This window comes from Spirosoma sp., from assembly GCF_026391055.1.
GTDB lineage: Bacteria > Bacteroidota > Bacteroidia > Cytophagales > Spirosomataceae > Spirosoma.
Map to the genome: position 1 here is coordinate 41,267 of NZ_JAPLET010000014.1, position 15,287 is coordinate 56,553.

Consider the following 15,287-nt stretch of genomic DNA (forward strand, 5'->3'; position numbering starts at 1 on the left):
TCCAGCGCTTATGCCCATCCGTATGACAGCCGCGAAAATAGCTGCTTTGGGCAGGGCACTTACTGAATGTTGACAAACCCGGTAAACCGTTTACGCTCCTCATATATAACCCCAAACACGTATGATGGCTGGACTATTTGACCCTCATCTACCGACTCGTGTCCTCTTTGTAGGGGGTGGTCAGGACTCCGTAGCGTTACTGATGTTATGCCAGCATGATATAGGTTTTCGGGAAACGTTTTTGGGTAAATCTAATTTCTGTGCCTTAATGACTGACACCGGCATTGAATATCAGGAAACAGAAGAATACGTTTCGTGGCTAAAACAATGGTGTCCAACGGTCGGGATTGATTTTACGTTCGTGACGCCGGACATGGGCTTTCACGGGGCAACCTGGCAGAGCCTTACGGATCAGATGGAGCGCAATAACAACATTATGGGCGTAACCTTTGCTAAATCCTGCACCGATAATCTGAAGATTAAAGTCAGCTATCGATTTCTGGCGCAGTGGCTACGAGATCATTACGGCTATCGTGGCAATGACCCTTCCGTTTTTTACCAGTACCGCCATTATTTCGGTAAACTGGTCAGCTGGATCGGTTTTGCAGCCGGGGAGGAAAGCCGGGTCGCTCATCCAGGCCCCAAAACGCCAGCCGAGCCGGATGAATACGTTCTGTTTCAAGAGGGCGACACCGGTCCCGCCTATATCCCCAAATGGCGGAAACTGTGCGTTGAGCATCGCTATCCGCTCCTGGAACTGGGCCACGACCGGGCCGCTTGCCAACGCATCATTGCCGTATACGGATATCCCATACCCTACCCAAGTAATTGTATGTTCTGTCCCTTTCAAAACGAAGTCGAGATCGTTTATTTGTACAGAACCCACCCGGATCGCTGGCAACAGTGGGTAGAGCGCAAAGCAGCTAAGCTGGCTAAATTCGCTCAGTCCAAAGTAAACCATGGCGTAAAAGGGAAACTCGCTCTACCACAGTACCTGAAGAAGGCACTGGAGAAATATGGTCACTGGAGTGTCGAACAGTTGCGAGAATACCGTTTTTCTCATGGTCATTGTGTTGTCTCTAAGTATTGACTAACCCCATAGAGACTTAGCTACCTCACTTGACGAATTCAGGCAATACTAAAACAGGGGAATAAAACTTGACTATCAGCCGCAGCTACCCCCTATTGTAATCAGCTGCCCCCACGATAAATCGTATTTTTAGGAAGGTAAACACCTGATTGTTATGAGCAAAATACCGTTTGAAGGCTTACACTTTGGTCGTTATAAACAGCCACTTCAACTGCGAGAAAAGTACCGTCTATTAATTAATCACCAGATTAACACCAATGCCGAGCGGGTCAAGGCGAATGAGCCGATTTACAAAAAGTTACGGTCGGATAACAAAGTGTCGAGGAAGTTTGCCTGTGAGTTTATTCAAATTCAGCTCTGGTTTTTTAAAAATAATACGGCTTTTTTCACCCGCTGGCGTAAGAATAGAAAAAAGCTGGTACCACCTAAAAACTTACCTTCTCACTTATTCAGGTAATATCTACTTAGGGATAGTGCCTAAAAGAAAGTTATAAGCCCGTACCGATTCAGCACTAAACCCTTACGCCCTGTTAGGGAGATGAAGGCCCTGACCCAGCAAGCCGTTTATCAGTTTCTGAATGAACTATATCAAATTGACCAAACCTTATCGGGCAATTACAATCCTAACCAGGATGAGGACGTAACCTTAACGGGCCTGGGAGAAGGGGTACTGGATAAGTTTCCTATTGAGGTGAATGATCCGCAGGAAAATGACGTCTTTGAGCGGTCCCGCGCCGGCGGACCGGCCGCCGCGGTGGGTTTATCTGTGGAGTAACAGTAAAGGGTTTCCGGGTTAGCTATTCAGTTGATGAGCGGCTCCAAACGGTTATGCTTGCTTCACTTCACCTACTCAAAGGACAAAGGGCATGACTAATCATCCGTGGTGATGATCGGTAAGAGTAAGAAGGCTACGCCCATTATAACAGGGGAAAGGGGACGTGGTGCAGGTACTAACGAGTTTCCCTTAACCCCCAGCCATCGGCCTGTTCTGACGATCTTTAGGGTATAGAAAATCAGCCACTACTCCGCTATGCAGCCTGTTCTTACCCCCGCTCCCCAAAAACAAAACGGCATCCGTGCTCAAATCTATCGTAATTATGGACCCAATGAGCAGCATTTGCTGGGTCACGTCGATAGCGTCGTCATTGTCGGTGAAGGCATCACCGGGAATGCGTTTGTCTCGGAGCGATGCCCCGCCGTTTACCTTGAGCCAAGTGCGTTAGGCGAAGAATACGCCCCCCATCTGCGGCCAGTTGGTCATGAGAAAAAACAACTTATGGCTAGTGGGGATTTGGTTTACAGCGATCAACCCGATTTCGCTGCGCATTTTAAGGGGTTTCTGAAACTCCATGACCGCTACGAAGGACGTTAAAGGAAATGCTTTGTGTCACGTGTCTAGAAAAAAGGATGGAGCATGCCCTTCAAGCCTGTCAGTTACTAGCTATGCCTGACCAGCAACTGACCAGCCAATTAACCTTATTTTCGTCCGAGCCCGTCAGGACCCGGCGTTATGGCCCCTGTATAAATGCCTGGCAGCCGGATTTATTGGCCCCGCCCCACCAGGACGATGCGGCCGATGCAGTGGGTTATGCAGGAATCGACTACTGCTGTCCGATTCATTATGTACGCTATCTGCGTTACAAATGGAACCTGGATGAATAAGCACTGCCCGAAACATCGGCATGTCTGTCTGGCGCATTTACCTCACTTACCGAGTCACCTTAGCCCGGTCGAGGGCTACGCTACTCTCCCATCGACCGGGCTACCCTGCCTCGTTTCATGTAAAGTAGGTTCACCGCTCATCACCGGCCACATCGGGCAAAGCCCTTGAGCCAATGACCAGCGCCAAACCTACTACTTCACCTGGCATCGTTTCACTGCACTTATTCACTTAATCCGGCTAAAAACCGGGATATAACGGGGAAGGATCTAAGCTAAGTTGCTCATTTATAGTCTCCACTAATCAAATTTTCGGCTAGTCAGAACGTATCTTACGACTATCAAAAAAGAAGAAATTATGCTTACATCTCCTGTTTTTCGATCCCAGTTCCTCTCCGAAAGATTACGCCCGGTAGCTCCTGAATCACCGCTACTGACCAATTCCCATTTCTGGAACTGCGCTTGTCCAGAGCGGTTTGTTCATTCGAAGCTCGCCTCTTTCTGCCTGGTTTGTGGCTGCTGTCAGCACGAACAGCCCGATAGCCTGGTTAGCGAGGTAAGTACCTGTCGCCTTACGCGGGACTTACTAATACGCCTGTAGTTGCTGACAATGAAAGGCTAAAGGTATTATTGTGATCGTAGGCAGAAGCGAAGCTTATCGCATGACATTCAGAACATTAAATCAAAAAGTGAAGAGAAAATCCTGACTTTTTAGTTGTAATGACCGAAAAAAAAACACATATTGCTTTATATTTAGGCCAATATGAAATGGTTACACTTATCTATTTTCATTGAACTATGCGGATTATAACGTCAATGCAACCCGTGGCTACTGGCGGCATTCCGCAGGAAGCTATTCCTGAAATAGGGCGAATTGGCCTGGGAAAACTCGTGCACACGGAAGGGGGGAAGGCATACCCAACCGCCACGGATTACTTTGTGCCCCGTGGCCGGGCTCAGGATTTATTCACGCAACTGTACGGACCGGAGCCACGCCAGTTGCCAATTTGTTTTTACAACGATGCGGAGGAAGCCAGCTGTAATGTACGGCTGGAAATCCGGGATCGGAAGGGCGATTTATACGCCTATTCGGACGGCCAAACGTTTTATTTCCGACCTAAAGACGGAAGTCCAGGCTATACCAAACTGGTTACGTTGCAACAGGTTCCGGATATTGCCTTACTGACCGAAGCACACCTACAAAAAGGACTTGCGCCCGATAAGGCCAAGCACATCGTTTGGAAGCCAACCTTATCTTTGCGTTTTATGATTCGGGACTTTCCCCTGGTAGGGTATTGGCAGATCATGACGCATGGCGCACAATCCACCATTCCCCAGGTTACCAGAATGGTAGACACCTGGAAGCAATTACTGGGAAGTTTGTGTATGGTACCCTTTGTCCTCAGCATTAAACGTGGTAAATCAAGCGATAAAGCCAAACAGTTCACCTACATTAATCTGTTGCCCGACTTTTCTCTTGACCATGCCCGGCAATTTGCTCAGAACCGCCCCAAGGAACCGGTAACTTTACCACAAGCCAGTTTACTTAATCCACTTGAGATAGGCCCGCCTGACCAGGTATATGAACCAACTGTCGTGTCTTTGCAGGCTGGACACGTATAAAATTTTGATCTACTACGCCCGGTTGTTCCGGCCGCATCTACCGGGCGGTTGAAACAAGTTGGTCCATTTTCGCTGAATGTAGATATTCCTTAGTTTTTTTGTTGACGCATTTCTTCCCCGTTACTTATTACCATGTCAAAACCAATTATTCTGGCCGTATTCAACAACAAAGGCGGCACGGGCAAAACAACGATAACCTTTAACCTGGCGGCCGGTATAAACCGGCGCGGTCACTCCGTGCTTATGGTAGATTTGGACCCTCAGCATAACCTGACCATGGCCGTAGGCTTGCCGGCTAAATCCAAGCATGTCGGTGATTTGCTGACGGGGGATGCGCAGTGGGAAGACGTAATCGAGATGACTAAGACTAACGGGCATCCCTTTGGCTTTCTGCCCGCTAGTTTGGATCTGCAGCGTTCCGACGCCATTTTAAGTAACGACGCGGAATTTTTCGCCCTACGCAATTTGATCGAAGAAGAGGTTGAAAAAGCACCGGACGCATTTTATGACTTCGTGGTGATCGATTGCCCGCCGAACCTGGGTATCCTTACCCGGAATGCCTTATGTGCTGCTCATTACTACATTGTTCCGCTGCAGGGTGAGAATTTTGCCTTCCAGGGACTGGCCCAGATTATCAAGCAGGCGACCCGCATCAAGAAAGATTTTAACCGATCGCTTGAACTGGCAGGCATTCTTAAAAATCGGTTTGGGGAACGTACAAAGTTTGGTTCTGAAATCAAGAAAGCTTTAGTGGAAAGTAAATTGCCCGTCTTTACCGCCGCCATCCGGCAGAGCATTGGCCTGATGGAAAGCGCAGCCGAGCATAAATCCATATTTGAGTATGATCCGGGCAGTAACGGAGCTGAAGATTTTAATCAGTTAGTGGATGAGCTGCTAGCCATTCTTACTACCGCCAACTAAGTGTCAATTATGGCTAAGAAAACAAAAGATTTTTCGCAACAGGTAGGTGGCATTCTAAGCAGCGCGTTAACGCCTGAACCGGAACCGGAGGTGATGGTGAATGATGTACCCCTGCCAACGCGCCGGTTTGGTTCCAGCTCGGTTAAAACCCTCACCCCATTAACAACGGCCGAAGCCGCTCAACTGGCCCGATTGGAGGCAACGATTGACCGGGGCATGAATACCTTTCTGGATGTCGGCCGGGCATTGATTGAAATTCAGGAAAATAAACTGTACCGGGCTACCCACCTGACCATTGAGCAGTACATGCTGGAACGGTTCAGTCTTAACCGAAATCGAGGCTATCAACTTATTGAAGCGGCTAAAGTTGTTAATCAGATTGCGGAAGAAATTAAATCCGATCCGGTTGAAGCAACGGATGCTTCGTCGACGGAAGGCTACCAGGCCGTTCCTACCGGGAAAGTACGTCGGTCAAAGCCCTCACCCTCAACGGCGAAACAACCCGAGGACGTCGACTATACGGAAGAGTCCGGTGATGGTACAAATTTAGCCGAACCAGCAGATACCGAAACGGCTGGGCAATCTTCGGGCCCCACAAGCTACGTGTGGTCAGCACCCGAAGAGGGTGAAGAAACAGGTGAACAAGGAGAAGGTGAACTATTAAAGGGGAAAAACACGTCCATTCCCTTGCCCAATACCGAATCTCACGCGGCTGCGCTGGCTCAGCTGCCGGAAGATCAACGAACTACTATTTGGAAGAAGACCGTAGCCGAGAGCCAGCAAGACGGCAAGCCGATTACGGCCAGCCGCATTAAAAAAACGGCCGAGAAAGGAGGGGTTCCACTTAACAAAAAGGCACCCAGGGACCGGTCACCCGCTAAAAATGCGGTTGGAAATAATCCTGATGCCAACGACGATTTTTCCGATGCGGCCCTGGAGCATACGCGTCAGGCGATGAACAATCCAACTTGGTTAGCAGAGGAAACCAAAACCGCGAGGGGCAGCGATTTAGGAGAGGAAGAATCAGTTGAGGGGGGCGAGGAAAAAACGGGCGATGCGGTGATGGATGTCGCACCAGTGGGTTCGCGCCAGGCTCTTAGTGAAGCGTTGAGTGAAAAAATCGTTCAGGCCTTACCTGGTGAAATTATGATTACCCTACGGGGTTCTTTTCTTATTCGTGAAGGTCTATCCGAAAGCTGGCAAACGCTTCGGGGGGATGATCGGGCGATTGATGAACAGTATTCCGACACCCTGACGATTCAGGAATTCTGGGACTTGATCGGGGCGAAAAGGTAGTAAGTCGATACATGACAAGTATCCTGGCAGACATCTTACGGTGTCTGCTTTTTTTATATCCACCCGTGCGCTACCAATTGAGCAACACGAAAATTATACGGGCAAGACTAAGAAAAACCTCACCCGATTCATTTTTTATAACAGGGAAAAAGGTAACACACAGAATGTCCATAAGCCGTTCATTATCATACTATTAGATGGATTTAGGGGGTAAATTTAGGCTACAAACAAACAGCAAAAAACCCCTTTTTTCATGACAACGCTATCAAAAAAAACGGCCAAAAAATCCAACATAGGAAAACGTACTCAAAATTATGTCCCACCTACTTCACCCACCGCCCCGGACGATATGAAGGGCGGTAAGATGGCTTTTTTGTATGATAAAATTACCCAAACAATAATTACTCAATTAGAAAAGGGAGTCATCCCCTGGAAAGCTCAGTACAAGAAGAATGGGTATGGTTTTCCGCAAAATTACTGCTCGAAACGGCCTTATACATCCATCAATATGTTGCTGCTGGCTCTGCTTCCGTACGAGAAACCCTATTACTTAACCCTAAAGCAAATTAACCAACTGGGCGGACGAGTCAGAAAGGGCGAAAAAGGGCATATTGTTACGTTCTGGAAATTCCCTAGCGAAGACAAGAAAGCAGCCTTATTAGCAGAGGGAAGAAGCGCAGCGCCGTTATTTCGATTTTACTACGTCTGGAATATTGACCAGACAGACGGGATTGATGTCAAACTGCCAGATTTGGACGCGCTGGTTGAAACCAACCGACAACTGCAAATCAATGAATTGCAGGAGATTGTCGACCGGATGAGCCAGGACGGTATTCAGATTTCACATACGTGCCCCGGTACTCCTTGTTATCTACCCCGCAAAGATTCCATTATCATACCAACCATCAGCGAGTTCAGGACACCCGAAAATTATTACAAAACGATGTTCCATGAGCTTGTTCACGCTTCGGGTCACCCCAAGCGGTTAAACCGGGAGTCTATTGCCGCTTATGTGGCAAACCGCGAGCCGAATCCATTGGCTTACGCATTTGAAGAACTGATTGCTGAGTTGGGTACGTCATTTTTATTGAATGCTTTGGGCGTTGATTTTAGTCAGCGCGACGATTTGCTGGAAAATGCTGCGGCTTACATTGACTATTACAGCAAGCTGTTGTCCAGTGATCGAACGATCATCGTGAAGGCCGCTTCTAAAGCGCAGGCCGCAGCCGACTACATTCTTAATCAACACTCGTTGCCCGATGACGACGAGTAATGAGACTGCCCGCCGGTCAGCGGGCTGGTTTTTACTTCACCTTTTCATTGGTAGTATGTTTAAAAAAATGAGTGACCGAAAAAAAAATAGTTTGCTAAATCCCAAACCGCTACCCAAGAGCTCCTTAGGCCGTCTGCTATATTCGTTTAACTTTGTGTGAAGCGTAATGACCGAAAAAAAACAACTAAAAGCTTGCGTTTAACTCATGACCAGAAACTTATTCCTGTTTATTGGGTTGGCTAGCCCACTGATGGCCTGGCAGCCAGCACACCCGGCCGCACCCTCGATTCCAAGCCTCACCCCCGCTGTCCAAGCAACGACGCCCGATCTGGTTCAGCGTGAACTGGATGCCCAAAAGCTCAAGTTACGGATGCCCATCGGTGCCTCATCGGCCTCTTTTGATTTATCGGACTCGGCCCGGCGGACCATGATCAGTTCACCGTCTGTATTACGGTTTTCGGATCAGATTCAGCTCACCCGACAAGATTCGATAACCATGCGGGGACTCATGGATCTTCCCATCGCTTCACTCAGCGAAGTGGTGTCAAAGATGGACTTTTTTACCCAGGTTCGTTTTGTTCGCTTTGGCCTTCTCCAGATAAACGGTAGGCCCCAGGAGGCTCGTCTGTACGCCAGTAAGCTTTATATTCTGACGGATGAGATCTTTCCCCGCAAAGCCATAGAAGATAGCTTAACGATTGAATCCGCGCTGGCCAAACAACGCTCGAAAATCCAGCAAAGCACGGACAAGACGCCAAAGGTTGCTTCTATAAAAGAACAACCCGCTCCTACCAGCAGCTCCTCCTGGTTACCTTCACTTATTCTGTTAGTTTTTGCTGGAGCTGGCGGGTACTACTGGCTAGTTATACGGCCCCAATCGAAAAAAACAACCAAGCTCACCAGCGTATTTTATGAGCAGGAATCAACTTTGGAATCGACTGAGGTAACTCGCAACCCCAACCCAGTAGGCACCGAACCCGATGGCAGGGACGACCTGCTCAATGATTCCTACACCCATCTCCATTCGGTTGAATCATCTGCTGAGGACTTGTCAGCGACTTCCACCACGCAGGCTGAACCCAGTCATACCTAACAATGTAAACATATGGATAAACACTAAAAGGGGGCCATTGCCCTCTTTTTTGTTTGTGTACATAAATAACGGGGGAGAAAAAGAGGCGAGACACCAACCAGCCCTATTGGCAAATCGGCAAAAAATAGTTATATTACTATCAGTAAATCAGATAGTTAACTACTTTTTGTGCGTCAATAAATCACCCTCGACTATGAATTCAGGTCACCCCCCCGTTGCGAACGCAACCCAGGCGCATCATAACTTTCTTCAATTTCTATTATACCGTCAGGCTTTCGTTGAGCAACGGCATCCTCATTTATGGGTAAACTTATACCGTGGCTATAAGGAAGCAAATTTACCCATGCTTAAAGCGGGTTTCGAGCAAAAAAGCCATCAGTTTGGGGGTGTTTATGACGTACTGGCTAGTCAACCAAATCTGCTGACAGAATTAAACTTTAAGACTTTAGAACTGGAATCCATATTGCCCCCTGAACTGCGGAGTTTTCATCTGGATACCTTAAAACGGGCTATCAAGCTTCAGGCTGAACACTCGATTGATTGGTCAACCAAAGAATACGACTATACCATTACCCTGAAGCAACAGGAGGGCTTTTATAAGGGATGGGTCCATCAGTACTGGCCGGGTACCTGTAATGGAAATGTCTGGTTAATAATTAACCCCATGACGGCTATTTTTTACCTGGTTTCGTAACGAATGCCAGAAGACTAAAACCGCCCTATTGGGCCAACATGCGCCCAATGGGCAGATTAAACACTTCACTTAATCAGAGCCGTAAGCTGGCTCAGTATAACAGGGGAAAAGTCAGCCGTCAGCCGTTCATCAATTCGTTATTACCTGGAGAGACGTGGCCGCAAAGGTGTATTTTTATATAAGATTAATTCGGCAAACGAGCTTAAAACGATGCATACTGCGCAAGCCACTGATGTAACGGCAAATCTGAGAGTAGCAAGTCCTGAAATTATGGAGATGCATTCACTGATTACAAAAATGGGATTTATTATGATGGGGGCAACCCACATCCGATTCAGTAATCAGCAGTATCTATTAGCCTGGTCAATGGGGTCAGGGGCTAAGTGTGTAGCCATAAATATGTTTTACCGACCCGGATTGGATCTCTATACGCTTGACTTTATTAAATCACATAGCGATTCGGCAAGAACTGTTCGGATGGACCGGGTTTATGGGGAGGATGTAATAGGGGTAATTGAACGGGAAACCGGGTTTTACCTTCGGTTGTAGAGGAATGGTTGTAAAGGGGTAGATCAGGGCAATCGCAGTGCGTTTGCCCTGTTTTGTTGGTCTTTACTACTTCACCTCCTTACAGCCAAGTCCCTCGGTCATACCTGCCGATCACTAAAGCGAGACCCATTTATAGAGCAGGTTAGCCAGGGAATGAGAAGTGGGCCGCTCACCGGTTTGAATTGAGCGCAGAAATTGCCAGATAATCCATTCGGTACTTCCGGGTACATTTTGCCAGCCGGCACCAACCCGGTAGCCAAGGCACCGGGATAGGAAATCGCTTAAGCTTTCGGCCGATCCTGCCTGCCAGTGACCCGCCTCAAGAGCCGCAACCCATACGGGTTTTAGCAGCGGATAAGCCAAAACCAGGTGCTGTATCCGCTGACGTATCGGTTTTAAATTTGCCTTTTCCAGTGCAGCAACCGAAATAGAAATTCCCCGCAGGTATGTCCCCCGGACATCGCAACCGGTAAGATCAGTATACCGCAGGTCACAGCCCGAAAGATCAGACCCTTTTAAACTGGCCTGATGTAAATGGCACCAGGATAAGTAGCTCATCTGTAGTTGACAATCCAGAAAATGGGCTTTCTCCAGGTTCGATCTACAAAAGCTGACGGATTGGAAATTAGACCCCGTAACCCTGGCCCCCGTTAACTGACAGTCAGCCAGCTGGCTGCCGTGCCAATCTACCCCCGATGCTGCCAGATCCGTCAGCGTCGATCCCCGTAGATCAGCCCACATTCGACCAGCCGTGACAAGTGCCTTCGTCAAGCTGGCACCCGTTAAATCCATACGCCTGGTGCCAACCAGGTGAACTTGGACAAGTTTGAGCCCAGGCAGCTGCAGGCCTGCCAGCACCCGGCCTTGAGAAAAAGCCGTCTCCAGTAGTAAGCGACGACGTGCCTGTTCCGATACAGATCGATTACGCCGGCTTTGCAAAGAAACCAATACCTCACCCCGGTCATTTCGTAAGTCTATCTGACCCGATTCTTGATCGGGCCGGTCAGCATCATCGACGGTAAACCGACTATAATTCGTGCCTGACAAGTCATATCGAATGAGTTGTGGCTGTTGTGCAAACAAGTCTAATTGGCTAACAAGCGTCATTTGAACTAGGATTGGTAGCAGTAGTGACAAGATAACATCCTATCAATTGAGTTGACCGAAAAAAAAACAAAAAGAACTTTTCAAGCATCTTCTGATGAATTATTTAACTTTATGTCAGAGAATAACTGACGGAAAATGAAGGGGATATCGCAGTGATATAGCCTATAGCGTTGAGGGCTGGGCTACTGGAAAAAGATTAACGCGTCAGCTTACCAATAAATAAAATTAGAACCCCCGTAAAGGGCGGCACATAACAGGGAAGAAAGTGTTTAGTTTGTAGTTAAGTTGCTGACATTCAGGTTAATGACTAAAATAAATAGAGGTTATCTTTATAGTGTTAAATCAATTAATCATCGCCTAATCAGGCACAAACCGGTAAAGCCATGTCTATGTTCGGGTTGAACAAATTTGTAGGAATTGGTCACGTTGGATCAACGAGGGTTTTTAATGACTCGTTGAGTCAGCCATTAACGGCAATATCTATTGGGTTGGATGACAGCTACAAGACAAAAGATACGCAGGAACTAGTATCTAAAACCATCTGGGTTGAATGCGTAGTCAAAGGTGATCGCACGGAAACCTATAGCAAGGGGCGATTGATGCTGGTGGAAGGTAAAGTAACGGCGGAAGCCTACACCGATAAAGACGGTAAGCCAGCCGCCAGCATTAAAATTAAGAATGCACGCGTAAAGGTGCTGGATAAAAAATCGGTTAGCCAGGAGTCTGAAGAAGAATTTGTTGATGACGAGTATTCGTCTTGAGCAAAAAGCTGATGAAGTTTGAACGGTTCGTGTCCCACACACGAACCGTTTTTTTTGGGATATACATTCTGGAGGTTGTAGGAGACAAGGTTAACGACCACTGCATAGCACTTCACCATCGCATCACCTACGGTGGTATTGGATTCGATAGTGTGGCCCCCCTAACCCCCTACGGGGGGATCATAACAGGGAAAAGGGCGACGGATAGCTTATGGTCTAACTATCTGTTAAACAGCAATTTAAGGGGTGGGGGTGGTATCTTTAATTAAGTAAAATAAATCATCCATCGCCGGTAGGCACAAACGCGGCGGCGTACCGCCCCAAAAACCATGTTTAAACTTGTAGAACCCCAACGCTCGCAGGTCGTAAATTTTTTGAAAGGAATGGGTCTGGTATTTGCCACATTCTTATTGTACTGGATTGCTACCCTGCTGTTTTGCCCTACTTGTTATGGGCAGGCCACACCGGCTACCACACTGGCTAAGCCGTCAGGGCTTAAGAGTTCTTACTTGAATCCCTACGCGCTGGGCATGAATACGCAGTCAATGGGTTTAAAAGCATTCTTCGATGCCGTCGAGCGCATTAATAAGCCGGATAGCTGCCTCACAGAAAAGGCAGTTGGCAAAGTTGGTCTTGGACTGGCTGTGCAAACGAATGGTACCCTGTTCGTTAATGCGACCGCTAAAACCAAATGGGGCGGCTATGTAACACTGCTCGCTGGCCGTCGAAAGAACGAACTGTACGTAGGGGCGCAGGGCCAGTACAAAGCTAACCCCTCTCTATTAGCCGGGATCGGATTTGTCGCCCGACCCCATATTTTCATCGGTGGCCTGGCCGGAGCTTCCTTCTATCAGGAAGTGACCATTGCGGATAACCAGCCAACCCGCTACGCGCAGCTTCTGCAAGCGGGTAAACTCAAGCCTGTATTACTGTATGGTGTTCAGGTCTCAGCCGAATTACGGCACGTGTGGGTATCCGTGAATCTGTTGAGCGGGAGCGGGATCGGGATAGGAGCGACCTACTTTTTTTGAGTCAATACCCAAACCCGCTCTAAAGGCCGGTCTGGGTATTTGGGTTTCACCTCACTTTACTACTTCATCCCGCAGGGGCCATAACCGGGGAGAAGGTCACCGGGACATACGGCAACTATACGGGCCTATTTCTTAATTGAAAAGTGGAATGGGTATCTTAGTACAGGGTTAATAATCAATTAGTTATTAGTATTCTAAGTCGAATGAATCCGACAAATAGTCATCGTTCTCACTGGCTTACTAAGCGTATTGGCCTTAAAGTTTGACCCGATAAATGAAGTCAGCACGACAACCCATTAGTCAATTATGGAGACGACATCAATTGGTATTCGACCCGGTTTTTTGCCCGAAGGAACGTATTGGCCCTGTCCGGAAGGAATTACGGTTCAGCGCATCAACATGCTTACTCAGCAAGTCGGTAAGCACATTCTGCCCTGTACACTAGAACAGTTTGAAGAAGGGCGAAGGAAAGCCCGTCAGGGTGATTTAATGCAGGATGCTTTTCCGTTCCTGACACCCCCAGATCGTGAGTTTTTGATTTCAGGAATCCCCCCGCTGCAGTGGGCTGAATTGTTTCCTGTACCGCTTCCATTTTCGCCCTCGTCAGTCGAACAGATCCTGGCCGAATTACGTCCCGTCATGGATGAGCTGTTTGGCGGAACGGCAAGCAGACCGCTTGCTATGGACCGTCTGGTTGAGGAAGTCAGCCGGGATTTTGAACCACTTCTGGACGAAGATCAAACCAAGCTGCAGCATTGGGTCCAACAATGGGCATTACAGCAGGGACTAATACTCGCTGAGTAAGCTACAGGGCGAAGGCCCTGAACGTTTTACTTCACTTTTTCAGGTTGTATTACTAGGCCACACCTGCATAAGGCAGCTACGAAAAGTTTGACTTGCCAGCAGCGTTTGTACAAAATTTTGGACAAAAGCATTGGCTGAAACGAACGCAAGGCTTGCCTTTGTATACGCCCAAAAAGAGGCATAACAGGGAAGAAAGTCACAGATAGTCAATTAGTTAACTATTAATTATAGGGGTTGGCAAGACGCCCTTGGTTATCTTTAGCTAGTTAAAATTCTCAATTACAAACCCCTTATTACTGACGATCATGGCAAAAGCAAAGGGACTTTCCCAAACCGACGATTGGAATCAGATCGCATTTCCCGTTCAGTTGCAGGAGTTTTCAGCCCTCATGCCGGATTACGAGTCCGCCGCTCGGGATCGGCAAAAATTTATCGTTGGCAGGCCGCCCCAGGCCACCAAGCCAGTAATTTTTGGCTTACAGGGTAAAAATTATTCCCTCTTCCCAAATCAGTTAATTCGCGAGGTAGCCGGTCGGGTTTTGGGACGGCATACCCTGCAAGCATCCTATTCGGACCAGGGTGAATTTTCGCTGACCTTAACCTTGCCTGAAGAACGGTTCGAGGTAATTTCACCCAAGCGGCCGGGCAGTCAGCCCTCGACAACGCCCGATACACTGCAAAAAGCGATTATTATCACCAATTCGTATTCGGGAAAGAGCCCATTTACCATTCAGGGGAAAGTTCTCTCCACGCAACGTAGTATAGACACAACCGAAATTGCTCCGCGCATGCGGATTAGTTATTACCGACTGGTCTGTGGCAATGGCTTGATGGGATGGGCCGACGAGTTTATGAGCTTAGACGAGTACGTACAATGGCTTGCCGAGGGGCAGCCAACTCGTCATACCCATGTTCGGGAAACGAAAACATTCTTTGAACCGGCGCGTATCGAAACGACCGAACACGTCGAGGTAGGTCAAGAAACAACACTGGCTTACAGCCGAATCCGTCATACCGGATTTACTGAAGTCGATTTCGAAAAGACGCTCAGCGGAATGTTTAATGAATTCGTTTCCGCTCAGGATTCCCTGACGGCTCAGATGTATACCCGGCTGGCTGAACATACGATCAAGCGGCAGCGGGCGGAGAGCTACCTGAAAGGAGTGAAGGTGCCAAAGAAACTGGTGCAACTTGCCCTTGAACGAATGGACGAGGAGGCTGGTCGATTAGCCGCCAAGCCCAATTTGTGGCTATTGTATAATGGCTTGAATCACGCGTTATTTCATCAGCCAACATCCTTAACCATAAATCAACGCTACGACCTGGATGGAAGCCTTTTTCACCATTTGACCCAGGCAGTTATCTAAAGAATAGTGGCTGAAAAAT

At 48.0% G+C, this 15,287-nt stretch carries 17 protein-coding genes; 16 read left to right on the top strand and 1 reads right to left on the bottom strand.

Translation table 11 applies throughout. The features are described from left to right. Positions 1-121 precede the first annotated feature (121 nt). The 12 genes from NT073_RS04875 to NT073_RS04930 all read left to right on the top strand — a co-directional run bounded on the left by NT073_RS04875 (position 122) and on the right by NT073_RS04930 (position 10,198). Positions 122-1,090, top strand: a complete 969-nt coding sequence (locus tag NT073_RS04875) for a hypothetical protein (protein WP_297369611.1) — start codon at positions 122-124, stop codon at positions 1,088-1,090. A 154-nt stretch (positions 1,091-1,244) separates the two neighbouring features. Next, positions 1,245-1,547: a hypothetical protein gene (locus NT073_RS04880; RefSeq protein WP_297369614.1), complete on the top strand. Its 303-nt coding sequence runs from the start codon at positions 1,245-1,247 to the stop codon at positions 1,545-1,547. Positions 1,548-1,628: 81 nt separating this feature from the next. Next, entirely contained in the window at positions 1,629-1,865 is a 237-nt protein-coding gene (locus tag NT073_RS04885) for a hypothetical protein (RefSeq protein ID WP_297369617.1), read from the top strand. A gap of 255 nt (positions 1,866-2,120) precedes the next feature. Beyond that, on the top strand, positions 2,121-2,462 hold the full coding sequence (locus tag NT073_RS04890) for a hypothetical protein (RefSeq protein ID WP_297369620.1): 342 nt from the start codon (positions 2,121-2,123) through the stop codon (positions 2,460-2,462). Between the two features lie 35 nt (positions 2,463-2,497). Further along, positions 2,498-2,752, top strand: coding sequence for a hypothetical protein (locus NT073_RS04895; protein WP_297369623.1), 255 nt, complete (start codon positions 2,498-2,500; stop codon positions 2,750-2,752). A gap of 795 nt (positions 2,753-3,547) precedes the next feature. Next, a complete protein-coding gene (locus NT073_RS04900) occupies positions 3,548-4,372 on the top strand; it encodes a hypothetical protein (RefSeq protein WP_297369626.1) in 825 nt (274 codons plus the stop codon). Between the two features lie 132 nt (positions 4,373-4,504). Continuing rightward, complete coding sequence (locus NT073_RS04905; RefSeq protein ID WP_297369629.1) at positions 4,505-5,293, top strand: ParA family protein; 789 nt, start codon at positions 4,505-4,507, stop codon at positions 5,291-5,293. Between the two features lie 9 nt (positions 5,294-5,302). Then, positions 5,303-6,589, top strand: coding sequence for a hypothetical protein (locus NT073_RS04910; protein ID WP_297369632.1), 1,287 nt, complete (start codon positions 5,303-5,305; stop codon positions 6,587-6,589). Positions 6,590-6,842: 253 nt separating this feature from the next. Then, positions 6,843-7,862 carry a zincin-like metallopeptidase domain-containing protein gene (locus NT073_RS04915; RefSeq protein WP_297369635.1) on the top strand — a complete coding sequence of 340 codons (1,020 nt, stop codon included), beginning with the start codon at positions 6,843-6,845 and terminating at the stop codon, positions 7,860-7,862. Between the two features lie 205 nt (positions 7,863-8,067). Beyond that, entirely contained in the window at positions 8,068-8,955 is an 888-nt protein-coding gene (locus NT073_RS04920; protein ID WP_297369638.1) for a hypothetical protein, read from the top strand. A 193-nt stretch (positions 8,956-9,148) separates the two neighbouring features. Continuing rightward, the gene (locus NT073_RS04925; protein WP_297369641.1) at positions 9,149-9,649 is read left to right on the top strand and encodes a hypothetical protein; all 501 of its coding nucleotides are present in this window, start codon (positions 9,149-9,151) and stop codon (positions 9,647-9,649) included. Between the two features lie 210 nt (positions 9,650-9,859). Further along, a complete protein-coding gene (locus tag NT073_RS04930) occupies positions 9,860-10,198 on the top strand; it encodes a hypothetical protein (RefSeq protein ID WP_297369644.1) in 339 nt (112 codons plus the stop codon). 114 nt (positions 10,199-10,312) lie between these two features. Here NT073_RS04930 and NT073_RS04935 read toward each other — a convergent pair whose 3' ends face one another. Next, positions 10,313-11,305: a pentapeptide repeat-containing protein gene (locus NT073_RS04935; RefSeq protein ID WP_297369647.1), complete on the bottom strand. Its 993-nt coding sequence runs from the start codon at positions 11,303-11,305 to the stop codon at positions 10,313-10,315. A gap of 383 nt (positions 11,306-11,688) precedes the next feature. Between NT073_RS04935 and NT073_RS04940 the strand changes: the two genes are divergently transcribed. From NT073_RS04940 to NT073_RS04955, 4 genes are all read left to right on the top strand, one after another. Continuing rightward, entirely contained in the window at positions 11,689-12,066 is a 378-nt protein-coding gene (locus tag NT073_RS04940; RefSeq protein ID WP_297369651.1) for a single-stranded DNA-binding protein, read from the top strand. Between the two features lie 329 nt (positions 12,067-12,395). Next, entirely contained in the window at positions 12,396-13,097 is a 702-nt protein-coding gene (locus NT073_RS04945; protein ID WP_297369654.1) for a hypothetical protein, read from the top strand. 306 nt (positions 13,098-13,403) lie between these two features. Then, the gene (locus NT073_RS04950) at positions 13,404-13,901 is read left to right on the top strand and encodes a hypothetical protein (RefSeq protein ID WP_297369656.1); all 498 of its coding nucleotides are present in this window, start codon (positions 13,404-13,406) and stop codon (positions 13,899-13,901) included. A 305-nt stretch (positions 13,902-14,206) separates the two neighbouring features. Beyond that, the gene (locus NT073_RS04955) at positions 14,207-15,268 is read left to right on the top strand and encodes a hypothetical protein (protein ID WP_297369659.1); all 1,062 of its coding nucleotides are present in this window, start codon (positions 14,207-14,209) and stop codon (positions 15,266-15,268) included. Positions 15,269-15,287 lie beyond the last annotated feature (19 nt).